Below are 19,962 nucleotides of genomic sequence, written 5' to 3' on the forward strand. Positions count from 1 at the left end.
GGGCAACCCGGCCAGCGTTTCCTCAGGAAGGGCACCCCAGGGTGCCCTTTTTGCATGGTCGCGCGGGTCCACCGCCGCGCTTTGCTGCGGCGCCAGATGGCGCGCTTCTGTCATACTTGCGATGTTATGCGTCCCGCCTTCGATCCCGAATCCCTTCCCGTCATCGATACCGACCTGCGCAACGGTGCGCTGAGCGCGCCGCGCCTGCAGGTCGACTTTATCCGGCACCGCTTCCAGGCGCCGCCGGCGTGGGCGCCGGAGCTGACCGACGAATCACGGGTCTACGATCGCAGCCGCGGGCTGCGCGACGCCGCGGTGCTGGTGCCGCTGGTCGAGCGCAGCGATGGCCTGACGGTGCTGCTGACGCAGCGCAATGCCAATCTCAGCGCGCATGCCGGTCAGATCAGCTTTCCCGGCGGGCGGCAGGAGTCGTGGGACGTCAACCGCATCGACACCGCGCTGCGCGAGACGGAAGAAGAAGTCGGGCTGGAGCGCGACTATGTCGAGGTGCTGGGCGCGCTGCCGGATTACATCACCGGCACCGGCTTCCATGTGAGCCCGGTGGTGGGCCTGGTGCGCGATGGCTTCACGCTGCGGCCGGACGCTTCGGAAGTGGCCGATGTCTTCGAAGTGCCGCTGGCCTTTCTGATGGATCCGTCCCACCATGAGCGGCGCCTGTTCCGCTGGGTCGACGGCGAACGCATGTTCTACGCCATGCCCTATCCGCGCGAGAACGGCGGCCAGCGCTTTATCTGGGGCGCCACCGCCGGCATGCTGCGCAACCTCTACCACCTGCTGGCGGCCTGAGCCGCGTACGCGGGCAGCCCTCAGGCGGCGGCCCGGTCCTTGCCGCCGATGCAGTGCGGACAGCTCTTGCCTACCACATAGTGGGGGCTTTGCTGCTGTTCGGGCGTGACCACGGCGCGGCAGGCAAAGCACTGCTTCGGCCCGGCCGGTTCCAGGCTGGGGTTCAGCGCGGTGCGGTAGTCGAAGACGAAGCAGTCGCCGCGATAGTGGCTGCCGCCGACCTCCTCGAAGTACTTCAGGATGCCGCCTTCGAGCTGGTAGACGCGCTCGATGCCGACTTCCTGCATGTGGATCGCGGCCTTCTCGCAGCGGATGCCGCCGGTGCAGAAAGAGACCACGGTCTTGCCCGCCAGCTCAGCCTTGTGCGCGGCGACGGCGTCGGGAAATTCGCTGAACTTGGCGATGTCGTACTCGACCGCGTCGGCGAAGGTGCCGACCGCCACCTCGAAATCATTGCGGGTATCGAGCATCACCACCGGACGGCCTTCGTCGTCGTGCCCCTGGTCCAGCCAGCGCTTCAGGTCCACCGGCCGCACCGACGGCGCGCGGCCCGCCTCGGGGCGGATCAGCGGCATCTTCATGGTGATGATTTCCTTCTTGGCGCGCACCAGCATGCGCTTGAAGGGCTGGTGGTCCGACAGGCTTTCCTTGGGCGCGATATCGGCAAAGCGCGCATCGGCGTGCAGCCACGCCAAGAAGCCGTCGATGGCTGCGCGCGGGCCGGCCAGGAACATGTTGATGCCCTCCGGCGCGAGCAGGATCGTGCCCTTCAGGCCCGCCGCCTCGCAGCGCTCGCGCATGGCCGGGCGCAGGGTCTCGATGTCGTCCAGCGAGACAAACTTGTAAGCGGAAATATTGACGATCTGCATGGGACACTGCGCCGCCGCGGCGGCGTCCCGAGGGGCGCCGACAGCCTGCGATAACTGCCTGATTGGAAAGGCGAAATTATAGCGTGCGCGCAAGCTTCCCGCGGCGCATACCCCAGCACGCCGATCAGCTATGCGCCGCGGCGCGCCGGCTCCCGTGGCACGAACATTGGCGGCATGCCGGCGGGCCGAGCCGGTACAATGTCGCCCATGTCCGCACCCCGCTTCGTACACCTCCGCCTGCATTCCGAATACTCCGTCGTGGACGGCATTGTCCGCCTCGATGATGCCGTCAAGGCCGCCGCCGCCGATGGCATGGGCGCGCTCGCCCTGACCGACCTTGCCAACGCCTTCGGGCTGATCCGCTACTACAAGGAAGCGCGCGGCAAGGGCGTGAAGCCGGTGGTCGGCGCCGACGTGTGGCTGACCAACGCCGAGGACCGCGACAAGCCCGCGCGCCTGCTGCTGCTGGTGCAGGACCGGCGCGGCTACCTGAACCTGTGCATGCTGCTGTCGCGCGCGTGGCTGGGCAACCAGCATCGCGGCCGCGCCGAGATCGATCCGTCGTGGTTCCTGGAACAGGGCGAAGACGCCCTGCCGCTGGCCACCGGCCTGATTGCGCTGTCGGGCGCGATGGGCGGCGATATCGGCATGGCGCTGGCCAACGGCAACGCCGACGGCGCGCGCCGTGCCGCGCAGCACTGGGCCTCGGTGTTCCCGCAGCGCTTCTATATCGAACTGCAGCGCGCCGGCCATGCCGGCACCGATGCCTATGTGCAGCAGGCCGTGCAGCTGGCGGCCGAGCTGCAATTGCCGGTGGTTGCCACGCATCCGGTGCAGTTCATGACGCCGGACGACTACACCGCGCATGAAGCGCGCGTGTGCATCGCCGAGGGCGAACTGCTCGCCAACCCGCGCCGCACGCGGCGCTTCACCACCGACCAGTACTTCAAGACCCAGGACGAGATGTGCGCGCTGTTCGCCGACATCCCGTCGGCGCTGGAGAACGCGGTCGAGATCGCGCGCCGCTGCAACCTGACGCTGGAGCTGGGCAAGCCGCGCCTGCCGCTGTTCCCGACGCCGGATGGCATGTCGCTGGACGACTACCTCGTGTTCATGGCCAAGGATGGCCTGGAGAAGCGCCTCGCGGTGCTGTTCCCGGACGAGGCGGTGCGCGAGGCGAAGCGCTCGGAATACTACGCACGGCTGGAGTTCGAGACCGGCACCATCATCAAGATGGGCTTCCCGGGCTACTTCCTGATCGTGGCGGACTTTATCAACTGGGCCAAGAACAACGGCGTGCCGGTGGGCCCGGGCCGCGGCTCGGGTGCGGGCTCGCTGGTCGCCTATGCGCTGGGCATTACCGACCTGGACCCGCTCAAGTACGCGTTGCTGTTCGAGCGTTTCCTGAACCCGGAACGGGTCTCGATGCCCGACTTCGACATCGACTTCTGCCAGCACGGCCGCGATCGCGTGATCACGTACGTGAAAGAAAAGTACGGCAAGGACGCGGTGTCGCAGATCGCCACGTTCGGCACCATGGCAGCCAAGGCCGCGGTGCGCGACGTGGGCCGCGTGCTCGACCTCGGCTACGGCTTCGTCGACGGCATCGCCAAGCTGATCCCGTTCAAGCCGGGCAAGCTGGTCACCATCGAAGAAGCCAAGAAGGAAGAGCCGCTGCTGACCGAGCGCGAGCGCAACGAGGAAGAAGTGCGCCAGCTGCTGGAGCTGGCGCAGCGCGTCGAGGGCATGACCCGCAACGTCGGCATGCACGCCGGCGGCGTGCTGATCGCGCCCGGCAGGCTGACCGACTTCTGTCCGCTGTACACGCAGGGCGGGCAGAACGACGGCATGAGCGGCGTGGTCAGCCAGTACGACAAGGATGACGTCGAGGCCGCCGGGCTGGTCAAGTTCGACTTCCTGGGCCTGACCACGCTGACCATCCTGGACTGGGCCGAGCGCTATATCCGCCGCCTGGACCCGAGCAAGGCCGACTGGAACTGCAGCCATATCCCGCTCGACGACGGCCCCGCCTTCGACATCCTCAAGACCGCCAACACGGTCGCCGTGTTCCAGCTGGAAAGCCGCGGCATGCAGGGCATGCTGAAGGATGCCAAGCCTGACCGCTTCGAGGACATCATCGCGCTGGTGGCGCTGTACCGGCCGGGCCCGATGGACCTGATCCCCAGCTTCTGCGCGCGCAAGCACGGCCGCGAGAAGGTGGAGTATCCCGATCCGCGCGTCGAACCCGTCCTGAAAGAGACCTACGGCATCATGGTCTACCAGGAGCAGGTGATGCAGATGGCGCAGATCATCGGCGGTTACTCGCTGGGCGGCGCCGACCTGCTGCGCCGCGCCATGGGCAAGAAGAAGCCCGAGGAAATGGCGCAGCACCGCGTCATGTTCCGCGAGGGCGCCGACAAGAACGGGCTGTCCGCGCAGCAGGCCGACGATATCTTCGACCTGATGGAGAAGTTCGCGGGCTACGGCTTCAACAAGTCGCACGCCGCCGCCTATGCGCTGCTGGCGTACTACACCGCGTGGCTCAAGGCCCACCATCCGGCCGAATTCATGGCAGCCAACATGTCGCTGGCCATGGACGACACCGACAAGGTCAAGATCCTCTACGAGGACTGCAAGCTCAACAAGATCGCGGTGCTGCCGCCCGACGTCAACGCCAGCGAATACCGCTTCGCGCCGACCGATCCGAAGACCATCCGCTACGGCCTGGGCGGCATCAAGGGCAGCGGCCAGGGCGCGATCGAGGACATCCTGCGCGCGCGCGAGGAGCGGCCCTTCACCGACCTGTTCGATTTCTGCGAGCGGGTCGACCGCCGCCAGGTCAACCGGCGCACCATCGAGGCGCTGATCCGCGCCGGCGCCTTCGACAGCCTCAACGACAACCGCGCGCAGCTGCTCGCGTCGGTGCCGATCGCGATGGAAGCCGCCGAGCAGAAGGCAGAATCCGCCAACCAGGTGTCGCTGTTCGACCTGATGGGCGACGCCGGCGACGCGCACCGCCCGGAGCTGCTCGACGAGCCGCGCTGGAGCCCCAAGCGCACGCTGCAGGAAGAGAAGCAGGCGCTCGGTTACTACTTCTCGGGCCACCTGTTCGACGCCTACCGCGACGAGGTACGCCGCTTCAACAAGGGCACGCTGGCCGGGCTGGAAAAGGAAGTGCAGGGCAACGGCGGCGGCTTCGGCCGCGACGTGCGCGGCAAAACCATCGCCGGCGTGATCAGCGGCATGCGCACCCAGATGACCCAGCGCGGCAAGATGCTGATCGTCACGCTCGACGACGGCACCGGGCTGGTCGAGATGACCGTGTTCAATGAGGTCTTCGACGCCAACCGGCAGATGTTCCGCGAGGACGAACTGCTGATCGCCACCGGCAATGCGCGCCACGATACCTTCACCGGCGGCGTGCGCTTCACCGCCGAATCGGTGATGGACCTGGTCGCCGCGCGGGTGCGCTTTGCCAGCGCGGTGCGGCTGGCGATGAACGGCAATTCCTCGACCGGCATGCTGCGCGAGCTGCTGATGCCCCACCTCGCGCGCGCCAGCGGCGCGCAGGGCCTGCCGGTGCGGATCCGCTACGAGGCGAAGTCCGCCAGCTGCGAAGCCATGCTCGGCGCCGACTGGCAGGTGGTGCCTTCCGACGAGGCGCTGACCGCGCTGCGCCAGGTGCTGTCGGCGGATGCCGTCAGCACGGTCTACGAATAAGCGCGGCCTGAATTCGTTGCCGACGCCGCTTCAGGCGGCGTGCCGGGCGCCCCGCGCGTCGGCGGCGAGCCGCAGCAGCGCGTCGACATGGACCTCGATATCCGGATCGTAGTCGAGCAGCGCGAGCGGGTTCGCCAGCCGCGCCTGGCCGCTGCGCACCGACGCCACCGCGGCGCGGATGGCATGGTCCAGGGTCTCGCCGCGCGCGCGCGAGAACGCATGCACGGCCTGCGGCCGGATCACTTCCAGGCAGGCGATATTGTCGGCAAACACCAGCGGCGTGCCGCACAGCACCGATTCCACCCCCACCAGCCCGAACGGCTCATAGCCCGACGCCAGGATGGTGAAGTCGGCGGCGCGGTAGAGTGCGTCGATGCGGCTGCTGTAGCCGAGTTCGCGCACGCGCGCGATGGTGCGCCCGACCGGGCGGCCGGCCACCGCCAGCGTGATCGGCAGGTCCGAGCGCGAGAAATAATCGGCGAGCAGGTCGAAGCCCTTGCGCGCATGGCCCGATGACGGGAACAGGAACACGATCTCGTCGTCGCCGAAACCGAATTCGCGCCGCAGCCCGGCACGCGCACCGTCATCGACCGGCGTGAAGCGCTGCGTGTCGACCGGCGGGTAGACCAGCTCGACGCGCTCGGGCGCGATGCCGTACAGCGCGATCACTTCGCGCCGCATCAGCGCGGAATGCGCCACCACGCGGTGCGCGCCGGCATATTGCGCGCTTTCGAGGTCGATCTGCCACTGGTCCGAGCGCCGCGCCGGCGTGCCGCGCGCGGCGAGATAGCCGCGATGCGTGCCGCCGCAGATGGCGATATCGGATCCGCGCACGCGGTTGCAGCCGATCAGTACTTCGCCGGTATCGCGCAGCCCCTGCAGCCGCCACGAGAAATAGCGGTCGCGCAGCTTGCCGGGCAGCCACGACACCACGATCCGATGCGCGGCAACACCCGCGGACGCCGCCACGCCGGCGTCGAAACGGCGCGCGTAGACCGAGACCTCGGTATCGGCGCGCTTCGCCATGGCGCGGCTGATGTCGAGCGCGTAGCGCTCCAGGCCGCCGCCGGCGCCGAAGCGATTGCAGGAGATGCCAACTTTCATCGATCGAGAAGGTAAGGGTGGGGCGGCGCGCGGCCGCGTCGGGCGCCTCAGCCGGCGGCCTTGTTTTCGGCCGCGGCGTGCAGTTGCGCCAGCTTGGCGTACTTGTAGTAGCTGGCCTGCGCATTCATCAGCGCGACGCCGAAGCCGGCGCCGCCGTCGAGGAAGCCGCGCTTGAGGAGGTAGGTGCGCACGAACGCCCACAGGCCGTGGCCCGCCGCCGATGCAACCGAGCTGCGCTTGCCACGGGCATAGGCCTGCTGCGCGCCGGCGCTGGAATAGCTGTCGATCTTGCGCAGCACGTCCGACAGCGAGCGGTAGCTGTAGTGCACCAGCGGCTCGCGCAGCCGCGCGACCTGGTCGTCCACCTTGAGGTGTTCGTGCACCAGGTCGTCGGTGAAGCGGCCGCGGCCCTTGCGGAAGACGCGGGTGACGTAGTCCGGATACCAGCCGGCGTGGCGCACGAAGGTGCCGCAGAAAGCGGACAGGCGCGGCAGCGCCAGCGCCTGGGCGTCGTTGTGCTGAAGTTGGTTCAGGATTTCGTCGCGCAGCGCGGGGGTGACGCGTTCATCGGCATCCAGGCTCAGGATCCAGTCGCCGCTCGCGGCCTGGACCGCGCGATTTTTCTGCGGGCCGAAGCCGGGCCAGTCGTCGGTCTGGATCACGGTGGCGCCGGCGGCACGCGCGATCGCCACCGTGTCGTCCGTGCTGGCCCAATCCACTATAATCGCCTCTTCGCACCAGGACACGCTTTCAAGGCATGGCCCGATATTGTGAGCTTCATTCCTGGTGATGATGACGGCGGAGACTTTCATGGAACGTAGGGGCGCGCCCCGTCCGGGCCAGACCGGCGGGCCGCCGGCGTCGCCGCCAGCCGGGCGCTGATGGAAGAGCGCGTATTCTACCGCACCGGCGCAGTGGCCCCGCAGCCGCCTGTCCGCGATTGCCGGCGCGCGCCGCGCGCGCTGAAGCCCAGATCTCAGTTGCCAAATTGATGACACGAGCACATTGGTCCCGATTCACAGGGATGGAAACGGTTTTATCCCTGGTGGCGTGTGCCGCATCGATCTCCCTTACACGCCGGATCGGTCCGGACGCATCGGCGGTGGCGGCATGATCGGCGCCTATGTGATCAATCTCGAAACCGCCGGGGCGCGTCGCCAGCGCATTGCCGGCCAGCTGACGCGGCTCGGCGTGCCGTTCCAGGTGTTTGCCGCCGTGAACGGACGCGCCCTGGCCGAGGACGAGATCGCGCGCCGTTACGATGCGGATGCCGCCAGCGCCAGCTACCGCCCGATGAGCCGCGGCGAGATCGGCTGCGCGCTCAGCCATCTGGGGGTCTACCGCAAGATGCTGGAAGACGGCGCCAGCCTGGCGCTGGTGCTGGAAGACGACGCGCTGCTGGGCGATGACGTGCCGGCCGTGCTCGAGGCACTGGAGTCGCAGATGGACCCCGCCCGCCCGGAGGTCGTGCTGCTGTCGCATGTCGACAAGTTCACCCGCTGGGGCACCAGGCCATTGGGTCCGCAGCGCAAGCTGGTGCGGCGCTATGGCGAATGGTGGCGCGCGCATGGCTATGTCGTCACCCGTGCCGCGGCCGAGCGGCTGGTGGCGGGGCTGCAGCCGACCTGGTGCGCCGCCGACTTCTGGTCCGCGTTCGAGCGGCGCGGGCTGGTCTCGGTGCGCGCCGTGGTCCCGTATTGCATCGGCCTGACCGAACTGGCCGAGGCCTCGTCGCTGGAAACGCATCGCGCCGACCTCGACGCCACCGACAAGGCGCGCCGCAGTGTCGGCTATTATCTGCGCCGCTATGTCTACCAGCGCTTCCTGTTCCAGGTCTTCGTCAGGCCCTTCCTGCGCGTCGCGCGCCAGAAGCGGCCGGGCTAGCGCCGCGCCCTGGTGCCGCAACGCCGCCATCACCCAGAAGAAAACTCAGTGACCACATCCAAACCTCCGATCTCGCCAGGTGCCGCCGTGCCGTCCAGCATGGCCAGCCGGCTCTGGTCTTACCTGCGCCCCGAGCTGCGCATCTTTATCGGCGCCATCCTCGCCATGGCGGTGGTGGCCGCCAGCGAAGGGGTGATCCCCAAGGTCGTCAACGACCTGCTCGACAAGGGCTTCGGCGGCGACTATGCCGGCACGCTGTGGCATGTGCCGGCGATCCTGACCGGCGTGGCGCTGATCCGCGGCGTGGCGCAGTTTGCCTCGGGCTACCTGCTCAACCTGATCTCGAACCGCGTGCTGCTGAAGATGCGGCTGCAGATGTTCGAGCGCCTGCTGCAGGCGCCGGCGTCGTTCTACCACCGCAATACCGCGGCGTCGCTGATCAACGCGGTGATCTTCGAGGTCAACCAGGTGCTGCAGATCCTGACCAGCGTGTTCATCACGCTGGTGCGCGATTCGCTGACCGTGGTCGCGCTGCTGATCTACCTGTTCTATACCAACTGGCGCCTGACGCTGATCGTCGCGGTGATCCTGCCGGTGATCGGCTACCTGATGTCGAAGATCAACCGCCGGCTGCGCAAGCTCAACCGCGATCACCAGACCTATACCAACAATGCCGCCTACGTGGTCGAAGAGGCCGTGGGCGGCTACAAGGTGGTCAAGCTGCATGGCGGCGAGGCCTATGAACTGCGGCGCTTCCGCACCGTGGCCGAGCGGCTCAAGAACTACTCGATGCGGATGGCGGTGGCGGGCGGGCTGAACCAGCCGGTCACGGCCTTCCTGGCGGCGCTGGCGCTGTCGGTGATCATCACCATCGCCATGGTCCAGGCGCAGGCCAACCAGACCACGGTGGGCGGCTTTACCGGCTTCGTGATGGCGATGCTGCTGCTGATCTCGCCGCTCAAGCACCTGACCGACATCAACCAGCCGCTGACGCGCGGCATCACCGCCGCCGAGATGATCTTCCGTCTGATCGACGAACCGGTCGAGCCGCAGGACGGCGGCAAGCCGCTTGCCCGCGCCCGCGGCGAACTGGCCTTCGAGCAGGTCGGCTTCCGCTATGGCGAGGCGCCGCGCGCCGCGCTGGAAGGCATCGACCTGCGCGTCAGCCCGGGCGAGGTGGTGGCGCTGGTGGGCCCGTCGGGCAGCGGCAAGACCACGCTGGTGAACCTGGTGCCGCGCTTCTTCGATCCCACCTCCGGTCGCATTTTGCTCGACGGCGTGCCGTTGACCGAGCTGGCGCTCAAGGACCTGCGCAACCAGATCGCCTTCGTCAGCCAGGACGTGGTGCTGTTCAACGACACGGTCGCGGCCAATGTGGCCTATGGCGCGCAGCCCGGCAGCGAGATCGACATGGACCGCGTCGAGCGCGCGCTGGCGGCGGCCTACCTGACGGAAACGGTCAAGGGCCTGCCCGAGGGCGTGCAGACCAATATCGGCGACAACGGCATGAAGCTGTCCGGCGGCCAGCGCCAGCGCCTGGCGATCGCGCGCGCGCTGTACAAGGATGCGCCGATCCTGATCCTGGACGAGGCCACCTCGGCGCTGGACTCGGAATCGGAGCGCCAGGTGCAGGCGGCGCTGGAGGAACTGATGAAGGGCCGCACCACGCTGGTGATCGCGCACCGGCTGTCGACCATCGAGAATGCCGACCGCATCGCCGTGCTCGACCATGGCCGCGTCGCCGAGACCGGCACCCACGCGCAGTTGCTGGCGGCCAATGGCCTGTACGCCGGGCTGCACCGGATCCAGTTTGCCAGCCATTAGGCGATAGCAAACCATCGAGCAAAAAGAGGGCCGGTGCATTCACACCGGCCCTCTTTTTGTCGCCGTGGCGGCGAGATCAGTTGGTCGAAAAGACCTGCGGCATCACTGCGTCGATGGCTGCCAGCACTTCGGCCCGTTGCGGCACCACGCCGCCGCCGCCCAGCGACACCGCACGGCCGGGCGCATCGACGCCGTACAGGTGGCGCGAGGTGGTGGTGAACAGGATCACCGTGGGCCGGCGCAGCGCGTCGGCAATATGCACGAAGCCGGTGTCCATGCCGACCACCAGCGACGCCTTGCCCACCATCTGCGCCACGCCGGTAATGCTCAGGCGCGGCATCACCTCGGCGCCGGGCACGCTGGCGGCGATGGTCTCGGCTTCCAGGCGCTCGGCGTCATTGCCCCAGGGCACCAGCACGCGCAGGCCGCGCGCCGAGATGGCGCTGCCGACGCTGATCCAGTCGGCCACCGGCCACTTCTTTTCTTCGCTGGAAGTGGCGTGGAACAGCATCGCATAGGGCCCCTTGCCTGCGGCAGCGGGGGTGCCGGCCGGCATTTCCAGGCCGTAGTCCATCTCGCGGGTCATTTCGTAGCCGAGTGCGCGGCTGACGGCGCGGCGCATGCGGTTGCGCGCGCAGTCCTCTTCCACGAACGGCTGGAACACATGGTTGTAGGCGAAGCGTGCGCCGCTCTCGCCCAGTTCCTGGACCGGCAGGCCGTAACGATGGCGGGTGCGGGCAAGGAAGGTGACGATGGCGCTCTTGTAGACGCCGTGAACGTCCAGCACAGCATCGTACTTCTCGCGGCGCAAGGCGCGCAGGGCACCGAAGATCTCGCGCAGGCCGGCCCAGTTGCGCGCTTTCTTGAAGCCGCGCAGCGGTGCGGCGATCACACGGTCGATGTTGGGGTTCCAGCGCGGCACGTCGGCGCAGTAGGAGTCGGCGATCCAGTCGATCTTGACGCCGGGAAAGGCGCGCTGCAGGTCAGCCACCAGCGGCTGGGTGAACACCATGTCGCCGAGCGAAGTCAGCTTGACGATGAGAATACGTTTCATCGGGAACAGTAGCGCGGTCAGGGGCCCGCCTGGTTCGGAAGGTGCGTAGTATGCCTGATCCGGCCGGCATCTGTCCGTGCGATGGATGGTCGACATGCGGCCCGCCGGCTTGCGCTTGATCCGTTAGTATTGGTGCACAAGCCTCACGACGATGACGCCAATCCAACCGGAGACCACCATGTCTGACACGGCATTCCCGATCAGCCGCTACGCCATCCCGGCGCTGGCCGACCTTCCCGACGATATCCGCGCGCGCATCCTGGAAGTCCAGGAAAAAGCCGGCTTCGTTCCCAATGTGTTTTTGGCGCTGGCGCACCGTGCCGACGAGTTCCGCGCCTTCTTTGCCTATCACGATGCGCTGATGCTCAAGGACGGCGGCCTGACCAAGGGCGAGCGCGAAATGATCGTGGTGGCCACCTCCGGGGCTAACCAATGCCTGTACTGCGTGGTGGCGCATGGCGCGATCCTGCGCATCTACGAGAAGAAGCCGCTGGTCGCCGACCAGGTCGCGGTGAATTACCTGAAGGCCGACATCCCGCCGCGCCAGCGCGCCATGCTGGACTTTGCCATGAAGGTCTGCACGGCCTCTCATGAAATCGAGGAGGCCGATTTCGACGCGCTGCGCGCGCACGGCTTTTCCGACGAGGACGCCTGGGATATCGCCGCGATCACCGCGTTCTTCGGCCTGTCCAACCGCATGGCCAATACCATCGGCATGCGCCCGAACGACGAGTTCTACCTGATGGGCCGGGTGCCGAAGGCGAAGTAGCGGCGCCGCGGTGCGGCGGCGCCGGGTGGTTGCGCGTACTTCGCTCAGCGCACTTCGGCGCAGGCACCGCTCTTGGGATCGAACAGCACCGGCCACGCCTGCTCGTAGATGCCGGGCGTGCAGTACTTCTCGCAGCGGTTATGCGCCAGCGTGACGCGGCGCGGATCCTGCCAGACCAGCAGCTTGCACTGGCTGCCGTCGATTGCCTGCAGCTCGATGTGCGGCGTCGCGCGGACCTGGCGGAACTGCACCAGGTTGAATTCGCAACTGCCGCGCCGCGATACCCACAGCTTCCATTTCAGCGCGCGCACCTCGTTGGCCTGGACGTCCATCAGTGCGTCTTCGCGGAAGCCGTCGTCCTCGGTGCGCTTGCATGCCGCGGCAATGTTGATGACCTTGGGCGCGATCGGCGTGGCGCGCTCCTTGGGCGCCTGGGGGACTTCGACCCTGGCCTGGGGCGGCGGCGCCGGCGCGCGCCTGGCGATCGGCAATGGCGCGCACGCGACCGATAACAGGAGGGCCAGCACACAGGCCCCATGGTTCGTGGCGTTCATGCCGGACTCCTCGCTTGCCGAACGGCCATGCGCGCCCGAACGGCTCGCGCGGACAGCCGGGAGCGGCCTCCGTGCGAAGGCCGCTGACTACCTTCGTTTAGTTATAGCGGATGGCAAACGGAAATGGGCTAGGGCCATTACCGAGTCCGGAATTCCGCGTGCGCCAGCCATCGGACAAGCGCCGTCGATGCATCGCGCTTACGTTCGGGCTTACGTTCGCGGTTACGTAATTAAACAGCTTGAAACACTGCAGTGCGCGCGCGCGTGCTAGCCTCGCCCCAACCTGTTCTTGCCCGTTCCGACATGAAGCCCCGTCTCCTGGTATCCCTCGTGGTCCTGCCCGTGCTCCTCGGCACCTTCTGTGCCGCCGCCCATGCCGATGACGACTGGGACGACGATGACCGTTACTACGGGCGGCACCATGGCCGCTATCACAAAGGCGACGACTACAAGGAAGAGTTCTGGGTCGGCAACTGCAAGATCAAGCGCAAGTGGAAGGACAACGGCGAGTACAAGGAAGAGCGCAAGTGCAAGGACCGCCCGGTGGTGTACCAGCCGCCGCCACCGCCGCCGGTGTATTACCAGCCCGAACCGGCGCTGGTGATCAGCCCGCACGTGGTGATCCGGCCGTAAAGCAAGACAGCCCGCCAGTTGGCGGGCTGTCTTGCTATGGTGGCGGAAATCGCGACGGAAAAATGCGCGCCGGCCGCTTCACATCAGGATGATGTCGTACTGCTCCTGGTGGAAGGTAGATTCCACCTGCAGAGAAATCGGCTTGCCGATGAAATCGCCCAGCATCGCCAGGTGCTGGCTTTCTTCTTCCAGGAACAGGTCGATCACTTCCTGCGAGGCCAGGATGCGGAACTCGCGCGGGTTGAACTGGCGCGATTCGCGCATGATCTCGCGCAGGATGTCGTAGCAGACCGTGCGCGGGGTCTTGACCTGGCCCTTGCCCTGGCACACCGGGCATTGTTCGCACAGCACATGCGCCAGCGACTCGCGCGTGCGCTTGCGCGTCATCTCCACAAGGCCCAGCTGCGAGAAGCTGTTGACGGTGATGCGGGTGCGGTCGCGCGACAGCGCGCGCTTGAGCTCGGACAGCACCGCGTCGCGGTGCTCGGCGTTCTCCATGTCGATGAAATCGATGATGATGATGCCGCCGAGGTTGCGCAGCCGCAGCTGGCGCGCGATGGTGTGGGCCGCCTCCAGGTTGGTCTTGAAGATGGTGTCGTCGAAGTTGCGCGCACCGACGTAACCGCCCGTGTTGACGTCGATGGTCGTCATCGCCTCGGTCTGGTCGATCATCAGGTAGCCGCCCGACTTCAGGTCGACCCGGCGCGACAGCGCCTTCTCGATCTCGGCGTCGATATTGAACAGGTCGAAGATCGGCCGCTCGCCGGTGTAGTGCGACAGCCGCGGCAGCACCGCCGGCGTGTATTCCTTGGCGAACTCCAGCAGCATCTGGTAGTTCTCGCGCGAGTCGATCTGGATCACGCCGGTGGCGTCGTTGATGAAGTCGCGCAGCACGCGCTGGGCCAGGTTCAGGTCCTGATAGAGCAGGCTGGGCGCGGGCAGGGTAGTGGCGTTCTGGCGGATCGCGCCCCAGATCTTGCGCAGGTAGGCGATATCGTTGCCGAGTTCCTCGTCGGTCGCTTCCTCGGCGATGGTGCGCACGATAAAGCCGCCGCGCTCGTCGGCCGGCACCAGCCCCTGCACGCGGCTGCGCAGCGCCTCGCGGTCGACCTCGCCCTCGATGCGCTGCGAGATGCCGATATGCGGGTCCTGCGGCAGGTACACCAGCGTACGCCCGGCGATGCTGACCTGGGTCGACAGCCGCGCCCCCTTGGTGCCGATCGGGTCCTTGATCACCTGCACCATCAGCGCCTGGCCCTCGAACAGGGTCTTCTCGATGGCGAGCTGCGGCGTGGAGTTGTTGCGGTCCGGGTCGCGCGGATGCCAGATGTCGGCCACGTGCAGGAAGGCGGCGCGCTCCAGGCCGATGTCGATAAAGGCCGACTGCATGCCGGGCAGCACGCGCACCACCTTGCCCAGGTAGATGTTGCCGACCAGCCCGCGCGTGAGCGTGCGTTCGACATGCAGTTCCTGGACCGCGGCCTGCTGCACGATGGCGACGCGGGTCTCTTGGGGCGTGATGTTGACGAGTATGTCTTCAGTCATAGCGGGTGAAGCGCGTCGCCGGTGGCCCGGCTGTAGAGGGTGGCCCGGCGCGGGGCCGGGTCTTGTCCGGGCACGGAGGCCGCGGCTCAGAACCGCAGCCGGGCCTGGCGAAGTAACGCCGCCGTCTCAAACAAGGGCAGGCCCATGATACCTGAATAGCTGCCTGCAATCCGCGCCACGAACTCGGCCGCGCGGCCCTGGATGCCGTAGGCGCCGGCCTTGCCCAGTGGCTCGCCGCTGGCGACGTAGCGCTCGATCTCTGCGGGCTGCAGCGGGCGGAAGGTGACTTCGGAAACCGACAGCGCATGGCGCATGCCGGTGGTCGATACCACCGTCACCGCGGTCAGCACGCGATGGGTGGTGCCCGCGAGCGCGCCCAGCATGGCCGCGGCGTCGGCGCCGCCGGCGGGTTTGCCGAGGATGCGGCCGCCGAGGCAGACCGTGGTGTCCGAGGTCAGCACCGGCGCGTCCGGCAGCGCGCGGCGTTCGCGGCGGCGCAGCGCGGCTTCGGCCTTGAGCGCGCACACGCGCTGGACATAGTCGTCGGGAGTCTCGCCGGGCAGCACGGCTTCGAGCGCTTCGGCGTCTTCGTCGTCGTCGGCCAGCAGCAGTTCGTAGCGCACGCCGAGCTGGGTCAGCAGCTCGCGGCGGCGCGGGCTTTGCGAGGCGAGGTAGAGGTAGTCGTGCAGGGTGTCGGGCATCGCGGCGGGGGCCTTCCGGCGACGGCCGGAGATCAGTGGAATCAGGCCCGATGGTAGGGGTGGTTCTGCGTGACGGACCACGCGCGGTACAGCTGCTCGGCCAGCAGCACGCGCACCATGCCATGCGGCAGGGTCAGGCTGGAGAGCCGGATCAGCGTGCTGGCGCGGGCCTTGAGCGCGGGATCGAGCCCGTCGGCGCCGCCGATCAGGAAGGCCACGTCGCCGCCCTCGCGCTGCCAGTCGGTCAGCTGCGCGGCCAGTTGCACCGTGGTGAAGTCGCGCCCGCGCTCGTCCAGCGCGACGATGCGGCATTGCTTCGACAGGCTGCCCAGCACCGTCTCGATGCGCGCGGCTTCGCGCTGCATCACGGTGGCGGCGTTATTGCTGGACGAGCGGGTTTCGGGCTTGACCTCGCGCAGCTCGATGCGCAGCTCGGGCGGCATGCGCTTGGCGTACTCGCTGAAGCCGGTTTCGATCCAGCCGGGCATCTTGTGGCCGACGGCCACGATCACCAGTTGCATGGGTCAGGCGATGGGGTGGGGCGGCACGGCCGCGGGCCTGACGCCCAACGGCCGCGCATCGGACTCAGGCCGAGCGGGTGGCGCGCTTGCGCGCGGCCGGCTTGGCTGCGGCGGTCTTGGCAGGGGCCTTCCTGGCGGGTGCCTGCTTGGCCGCGGTCTTGGAGGCCGTCTTGGTCGCGGTCTTGCGAGCGGTGGTGCCGGCGGCGGTCTTGCGGGGCGCGGCCGCGCGGGCGCCGGCGGTCTTGCTGGCCGTCGTCTTGGTGGCGGTCTTGCGGGCCGGCTTGCGGATGGTGGCGATGGCGTCCGCGTCGGTGTCCTCATGGCCCATCGGCGGCGACGGCTCCTTCATGCCTTCGGGCAGGCGCGCCAGCGCCGGGCGCAGGTTGCTGGCACGGCGCACGGTGCGCACCGGGGCCTCGTCCTCGTCTTCGTCGATCGGCTCGCTGGCCTTGGCCAGGCCGCGGGCGCCGCTGGCGAGCTTCATGCGCACCGGCTTGTCGCCCCAGATCTCTTCCAGGTTGTAGTACAGGCGCAGTTGCGGCTGCAGGATGTGGACCACGGCATCGCCGCAGTCGACCAGCACCCATTCGCCGGTTTCCAGGCCCTCGACCGCCACGATATGGCCGCCTGCTTCCTTCACCGTATCCCGCACCGACGCTGCCAGCGCCTTGGTCTGCCGGTTGGATGTCCCGCTGGCAATCACCACCCGGTCGAACAGTTCCGTCAGGTGGCTGGTGTCGTACACCTTGATGTCCTGCGCTTTGACATCCTCGAGGCCGTCGACGATGGCGCGTTGCAGTTTACGAATATCCATGGGTGTCTTCTTGTTCAGCTCAGATCGGTTTGGGGGTGGGCGCCGGGATCGATGCAACTCCGGTCATGCCCGGGCCGGGGCGTTGCGGTACAGCCCGTGGCTGGCAATGTAGTGTGCCACGCCGGGCGGCAGTTGGTCATCTGCCGGCTGGCCGGCCGCCAGCCGCTGGCGCAGATGGGTGGAAGAGAGGTCGACGGCGAGCGTCTGGTCGATCCACATCCGGCCGGAGGGCGTGCATTGTATCAGGTGCGTGTCGGCCTGGCGCTCGGCCAGCGCGGCCAGCACCGGGCCCTCCAGCGCCTCCAGCGCAAAGCGCGGCCGTGTCGCAGTGCACAAGTGCACGTGCGCGAACAGTTCCTGCCAGCCATGCCAGGTGTGCAGGCGCAGCAGCTGGTCGGCGCCCATCAGCCAGCACAGCGAGGCCTCGGGACCGTATTCGTCGCGCAGCTGGCGCACCGTGTCGATGGTGTAGCTGGGGCCGGCGCGATCCACTTCCATGCGGCTGACGCGGACCCTGGCGCCGCTGTCGCCGAGCGCGGCGGCGGCCAGTTCGGTCATCGCCAGGCGGTCGGCGGCCGGAGTCACGTCGTCGCCCTTCTGCCAGGACTGGCCGGTGGGAATCCACACCAGCTCGTCCAGGCCCAGGTGGTCGATGCACAGCCGGGCCAGCGCCAGGTGCCCGACATGCGGCGGATCGAAGGTGCCGCCCAGGATACCGAGGCGGTAAGGGCGGGCGGCGCCAGCCTGTGGCGAGGCGCCCGCGTCGGCGGCGGGCTTGCGGGGGGGCGCGGGATGGGCCATGGCTCAGCCGTCAGGCCCAGTCGCGCGCCGGCAGGAAATCGGTGTACAGCGCCGCTTCGGGGCTGCCCGGTTCCGGTTGCCAGTCATAGCGCCAGGTTACCAGCGGCGGCATCGACATCAGGATGGATTCGGCGCGTCCGCCCGATTGCAGGCCGAACAGCGTGCCGCGGTCGAACACCAGGTTGAATTCGACGTAGCGCCCGCGCCGGTAGGCCTGGAAAGCGCGCTCGCGCTCGCCGTAGGGCGTGTCCTTGCGGCCCTGCAGAATGGGCAGGTAGGCGTCCAGGAAGGCGTCGCCGACCGCCTGCATCATGGCGAAGCTGCGCTCGAAGCCGAGCGCGGAGAAGTCGTCGAAGAAGATGCCGCCGATGCCGCGCGCCTCGTTGCGGTGCTTCAGGAAGAAATACTCATCGCACCACTGCTTGAAGCGCGGATACAGCTCGTCGCCGAACGGCGCCAGCGCCTGCTGGCAGGTGCGGTGGAAGTGGGTGCAGTCGCCGGCGTTGCCGTAGTAGGGCGTCAGGTCCATGCCGCCGCCGAACCACCAGACCGGTTCCGCGCCGGGCTTGAGCGCCAGGAAGCAGCGCACGTTCATATGCACCGTCGGCACGTGGGGGTTGCGCGGATGGAACACCAGCGACACGCCCATGGCCTCGAAGCTGCGCCCCGCCAGTTCCGGCCGGTTGGCCGTGGCCGACGGCGGCAGGGTGTCGCCGCTGACGTGCGAGAAGCCCACGCCCGCGCGCTCCAGCACCGCGCCGCCTTCGAGGATGCGGGTGCGGCCACTGCCGCGCAGACGTTCGGTGGGCGGTTTCTCCCAGGCGTCGGTCAGGAACGGCTGGCCGTCGATGGCACCGATGGCATCGGTGATGCGGTCTTGCAGACCGAGCAGATAGGCACGGACTGCCTGGGAATCGATCATGGTGGGCTGAATCGGATAAACCGACGAAGGGACCGGCCGGATGGCAGTCCGGCAGCCAGTCGGCTGCCGGTTGCGTCACAGCATTGTCACGATTGTACCGGCTGGGCGGCCTGTTAGTCGCCAGAGGCCGCCGGCGCCGGTCAGCGCTTGATGGCGCGGTAGCCGATGTCGGTCCGGTATTGCATGCCGTCGAAGCGGATCTGCTCGACCGCGGCATAGGCGGCGCGCTGCGCGGCCTTGACGGTGTCGGCCAGGCCGACCACGCACAGCACGCGTCCGCCCGAGGTCAGCAGGGTGCCGTCCTTGAGCGTGGTGCCGGCGTGGAAGGTCACGCTGTCGTCGGTTTCGGCCGGGATGCCGGTGATGGCATCGCCCTTGCGCGGGCTGTCCGGGTAGTTGTAGGCGGCCATCACCACGCCCAGCGCGGTGCGGCGGTCCCAGTCCAGCTCGATGCTGTCGAGCTTGCCGGAGACGGCGGCCTCCATCACGTCGACCAGGTCGGTCTTCAGGCGCGCCAGGATTGGCTGGGTTTCCGGATCGCCCATGCGGCAGTTGAATTCCAGCGTCTTGGGGTTGCCGTCCTTGTCGATCATCAGGCCGGCGTAGAGGAACCCGGTGTACGGGATGCCATCCTTTTCCATGCCGCGCACCGTCGGCAGGATGATCTCGCGCAGCGCGCGCGCGTGCAGCGCGGGCGTGACCACCGGCGCCGGCGAGTACGCGCCCATGCCGCCGGTGTTGGGGCCGGCGTCGGCGTCGAGCAGGCGCTTGTGGTCCTGGCTGGTGGCCAGCGCCAGCACGTTCTTGCCGTCGACCAGCACGATAAAGCTGGCTTCCTCGCCTTCCAGGAACTCTTCGATCACCACGCGTGCGCCGGCGTCGCCCAGCTTGTTGCCGTCGAGCATCATGTCGACCGCCTGGTGCGCTTCTTCCAGGGTCATCGCCACCACCACGCCCTTGCCCGCGGCCAGGCCGTCGGCCTTGATCACGATCGGCGCGCCCTGCGCGTCGATGTAGGCATGCGCCTGCGCGGCGTCGGCGAAGGTCTGGTAGGCGGCGGTGGGAATGCCGTGGCGCTGCATGAAGGCCTTGGCGAAATCCTTGGACGATTCCAGCTGCGCCGCGGCCTGGGTGGGGCCGAAGATGCGCAGCCCCTTGGCGCGGAAGATATCGACGATGCCCGCGGCCAGCGGGGCCTCGGGGCCGACCACGGTAAAGGCCACGCCTTCCCGCTCGGCAAACGCCGCGATGACCTCGGGATCGGTCAGCGGAACATTCTGCAGGCGCTTGTCGAGCGCGGTTCCGCCGTTGCCCGGCGCGACGTACACCACCTGCACCTTGGGCGACTGGGCCAATTTCCAGGCCAGCGCGTGTTCACGTCCACCCGAGCCGACAACCAATACTTTCATGATCCACTGCCAGAAAAGAAACGCATGCAAA

At 67.9% G+C, this 19,962-nt stretch carries 18 protein-coding genes; 6 read left to right on the top strand and 12 right to left on the bottom strand.

Annotation, left to right across the window (positions count from 1 at the left end; all coding sequences use genetic code 11):
• Positions 1-126 precede the first annotated feature (126 nt).
• Positions 127-807 carry a CoA pyrophosphatase gene (locus MKD50_RS20815; RefSeq protein ID WP_252668516.1) on the top strand — a complete coding sequence of 227 codons (681 nt, stop codon included), beginning with the start codon at positions 127-129 and terminating at the stop codon, positions 805-807.
• A 20-nt stretch (positions 808-827) separates the two neighbouring features.
• Here the strand turns inward: MKD50_RS20815 and MKD50_RS20820 are convergent, their stop codons facing one another.
• Positions 828-1,676 carry a sulfurtransferase gene (locus MKD50_RS20820; protein WP_115706313.1) on the bottom strand — a complete coding sequence of 283 codons (849 nt, stop codon included), beginning with the start codon at positions 1,674-1,676 and terminating at the stop codon, positions 828-830.
• A gap of 207 nt (positions 1,677-1,883) precedes the next feature.
• Here MKD50_RS20820 and dnaE point away from each other — a divergent pair, with 207 nt between their 5' ends.
• Positions 1,884-5,396: a DNA polymerase III subunit alpha gene (dnaE, locus tag MKD50_RS20825; protein WP_252668518.1), complete on the top strand. Its 3,513-nt coding sequence runs from the start codon at positions 1,884-1,886 to the stop codon at positions 5,394-5,396.
• Positions 5,397-5,426: 30 nt separating this feature from the next.
• Here dnaE and MKD50_RS20830 read toward each other — a convergent pair whose 3' ends face one another.
• Together MKD50_RS20830 and MKD50_RS20835 are read right to left on the bottom strand one after the other, a co-directional pair.
• On the bottom strand, positions 5,427-6,500 hold the full coding sequence (locus tag MKD50_RS20830) for a glycosyltransferase family 4 protein (protein WP_252668520.1): 1,074 nt from the start codon (positions 6,498-6,500) through the stop codon (positions 5,427-5,429).
• Positions 6,501-6,547: 47 nt separating this feature from the next.
• The gene (locus MKD50_RS20835; RefSeq protein WP_252668522.1) at positions 6,548-7,312 is read right to left on the bottom strand and encodes a glycosyltransferase family 2 protein; all 765 of its coding nucleotides are present in this window, start codon (positions 7,310-7,312) and stop codon (positions 6,548-6,550) included.
• 298 nt (positions 7,313-7,610) lie between these two features.
• On the opposite strand from MKD50_RS20835, the gene MKD50_RS20840 reads away from it, so the two are divergent.
• Both MKD50_RS20840 and msbA read left to right on the top strand, forming a co-directional pair.
• A complete protein-coding gene (locus tag MKD50_RS20840) occupies positions 7,611-8,384 on the top strand; it encodes a glycosyltransferase family 25 protein (protein ID WP_115706316.1) in 774 nt (257 codons plus the stop codon).
• Positions 8,385-8,483: 99 nt separating this feature from the next.
• Positions 8,484-10,208: a lipid A export permease/ATP-binding protein MsbA gene (gene msbA / locus MKD50_RS20845; RefSeq protein WP_172582625.1), complete on the top strand. Its 1,725-nt coding sequence runs from the start codon at positions 8,484-8,486 to the stop codon at positions 10,206-10,208.
• Positions 10,209-10,284: 76 nt separating this feature from the next.
• Here the strand turns inward: msbA and waaC are convergent, their stop codons facing one another.
• A complete protein-coding gene (waaC, locus tag MKD50_RS20850; RefSeq protein ID WP_252668524.1) occupies positions 10,285-11,262 on the bottom strand; it encodes a lipopolysaccharide heptosyltransferase I in 978 nt (325 codons plus the stop codon).
• 178 nt (positions 11,263-11,440) lie between these two features.
• Between waaC and MKD50_RS20855 the strand changes: the two genes are divergently transcribed.
• Entirely contained in the window at positions 11,441-12,031 is a 591-nt protein-coding gene (locus tag MKD50_RS20855) for a peroxidase-related enzyme (protein ID WP_115706319.1), read from the top strand.
• Positions 12,032-12,075: 44 nt separating this feature from the next.
• Here the strand turns inward: MKD50_RS20855 and MKD50_RS20860 are convergent, their stop codons facing one another.
• Entirely contained in the window at positions 12,076-12,585 is a 510-nt protein-coding gene (locus MKD50_RS20860; protein WP_115679735.1) for a hypothetical protein, read from the bottom strand.
• Between the two features lie 303 nt (positions 12,586-12,888).
• Here MKD50_RS20860 and MKD50_RS20865 point away from each other — a divergent pair, with 303 nt between their 5' ends.
• On the top strand, positions 12,889-13,218 hold the full coding sequence (locus MKD50_RS20865) for a hypothetical protein (RefSeq protein ID WP_252668526.1): 330 nt from the start codon (positions 12,889-12,891) through the stop codon (positions 13,216-13,218).
• A 78-nt stretch (positions 13,219-13,296) separates the two neighbouring features.
• Here the strand turns inward: MKD50_RS20865 and rng are convergent, their stop codons facing one another.
• The 7 genes from rng to purD form a co-directional block, all read right to left on the bottom strand.
• Positions 13,297-14,763, bottom strand: a complete 1,467-nt coding sequence (gene rng, locus MKD50_RS20870; protein WP_092308241.1) for a ribonuclease G — start codon at positions 14,761-14,763, stop codon at positions 13,297-13,299.
• A gap of 86 nt (positions 14,764-14,849) precedes the next feature.
• Complete coding sequence (locus MKD50_RS20875) at positions 14,850-15,464, bottom strand: Maf family protein (protein WP_115706321.1); 615 nt, start codon at positions 15,462-15,464, stop codon at positions 14,850-14,852.
• Between the two features lie 41 nt (positions 15,465-15,505).
• Complete coding sequence (rlmH, locus tag MKD50_RS20880; protein ID WP_022533932.1) at positions 15,506-15,985, bottom strand: 23S rRNA (pseudouridine(1915)-N(3))-methyltransferase RlmH; 480 nt, start codon at positions 15,983-15,985, stop codon at positions 15,506-15,508.
• Between the two features lie 64 nt (positions 15,986-16,049).
• Positions 16,050-16,799, bottom strand: coding sequence for a ribosome silencing factor (gene rsfS, locus MKD50_RS20885; protein ID WP_240073901.1), 750 nt, complete (start codon positions 16,797-16,799; stop codon positions 16,050-16,052).
• Between the two features lie 63 nt (positions 16,800-16,862).
• Positions 16,863-17,600: a nicotinate-nucleotide adenylyltransferase gene (locus MKD50_RS20890; RefSeq protein ID WP_115706323.1), complete on the bottom strand. Its 738-nt coding sequence runs from the start codon at positions 17,598-17,600 to the stop codon at positions 16,863-16,865.
• A gap of 10 nt (positions 17,601-17,610) precedes the next feature.
• Positions 17,611-18,522, bottom strand: coding sequence for an oxygen-dependent coproporphyrinogen oxidase (hemF, locus tag MKD50_RS20895; protein ID WP_252668528.1), 912 nt, complete (start codon positions 18,520-18,522; stop codon positions 17,611-17,613).
• 140 nt (positions 18,523-18,662) lie between these two features.
• Positions 18,663-19,931 (bottom strand): phosphoribosylamine--glycine ligase, encoded by a 1,269-nt coding sequence (gene purD / locus MKD50_RS20900; protein ID WP_115706325.1) that lies wholly within the window; start codon positions 19,929-19,931, stop codon positions 18,663-18,665.
• Between the last annotated feature and the right edge of the window lie 31 nt (positions 19,932-19,962).

Origin of the sequence: Cupriavidus mimosae (assembly GCF_023952485.1) — a bacterium.
GTDB classification, from domain to species: domain Bacteria; phylum Pseudomonadota; class Gammaproteobacteria; order Burkholderiales; family Burkholderiaceae; genus Cupriavidus; species Cupriavidus taiwanensis_C.

Bases quoted from the DNA above. Each gene is read 5' to 3' on its own strand.
- MKD50_RS20815 (WP_252668516.1), top strand. From the start codon at position 127: ATGCGTCCCGCCTTCGATCCCGAATCCCTTCCCGTCATCGATACCGAC.
- MKD50_RS20820 (WP_115706313.1), bottom strand. From the start codon at position 1,676: ATGCAGATCGTCAATATTTCCGCTTACAAGTTTGTCTCGCTGGACGAC.
- dnaE (WP_252668518.1), top strand. From the start codon at position 1,884: ATGTCCGCACCCCGCTTCGTACACCTCCGCCTGCATTCCGAATACTCC.
- MKD50_RS20830 (WP_252668520.1), bottom strand. From the start codon at position 6,500: ATGAAAGTTGGCATCTCCTGCAATCGCTTCGGCGCCGGCGGCGGCCTG.
- MKD50_RS20835 (WP_252668522.1), bottom strand. From the start codon at position 7,312: ATGAAAGTCTCCGCCGTCATCATCACCAGGAATGAAGCTCACAATATC.
- MKD50_RS20840 (WP_115706316.1), top strand. From the start codon at position 7,611: ATGATCGGCGCCTATGTGATCAATCTCGAAACCGCCGGGGCGCGTCGC.
- msbA (WP_172582625.1), top strand. From the start codon at position 8,484: ATGGCCAGCCGGCTCTGGTCTTACCTGCGCCCCGAGCTGCGCATCTTT.
- waaC (WP_252668524.1), bottom strand. From the start codon at position 11,262: ATGAAACGTATTCTCATCGTCAAGCTGACTTCGCTCGGCGACATGGTG.
- MKD50_RS20855 (WP_115706319.1), top strand. From the start codon at position 11,441: ATGTCTGACACGGCATTCCCGATCAGCCGCTACGCCATCCCGGCGCTG.
- MKD50_RS20860 (WP_115679735.1), bottom strand. From the start codon at position 12,585: ATGAACGCCACGAACCATGGGGCCTGTGTGCTGGCCCTCCTGTTATCG.
- MKD50_RS20865 (WP_252668526.1), top strand. From the start codon at position 12,889: ATGAAGCCCCGTCTCCTGGTATCCCTCGTGGTCCTGCCCGTGCTCCTC.
- rng (WP_092308241.1), bottom strand. From the start codon at position 14,763: ATGACTGAAGACATACTCGTCAACATCACGCCCCAAGAGACCCGCGTC.
- MKD50_RS20875 (WP_115706321.1), bottom strand. From the start codon at position 15,464: ATGCCCGACACCCTGCACGACTACCTCTACCTCGCCTCGCAAAGCCCG.
- rlmH (WP_022533932.1), bottom strand. From the start codon at position 15,985: ATGCAACTGGTGATCGTGGCCGTCGGCCACAAGATGCCCGGCTGGATC.
- rsfS (WP_240073901.1), bottom strand. From the start codon at position 16,799: ATGGATATTCGTAAACTGCAACGCGCCATCGTCGACGGCCTCGAGGAT.
- MKD50_RS20890 (WP_115706323.1), bottom strand. From the start codon at position 17,600: ATGGCCCATCCCGCGCCCCCCCGCAAGCCCGCCGCCGACGCGGGCGCC.
- hemF (WP_252668528.1), bottom strand. From the start codon at position 18,522: ATGATCGATTCCCAGGCAGTCCGTGCCTATCTGCTCGGTCTGCAAGAC.
- purD (WP_115706325.1), bottom strand. From the start codon at position 19,931: ATGAAAGTATTGGTTGTCGGCTCGGGTGGACGTGAACACGCGCTGGCC.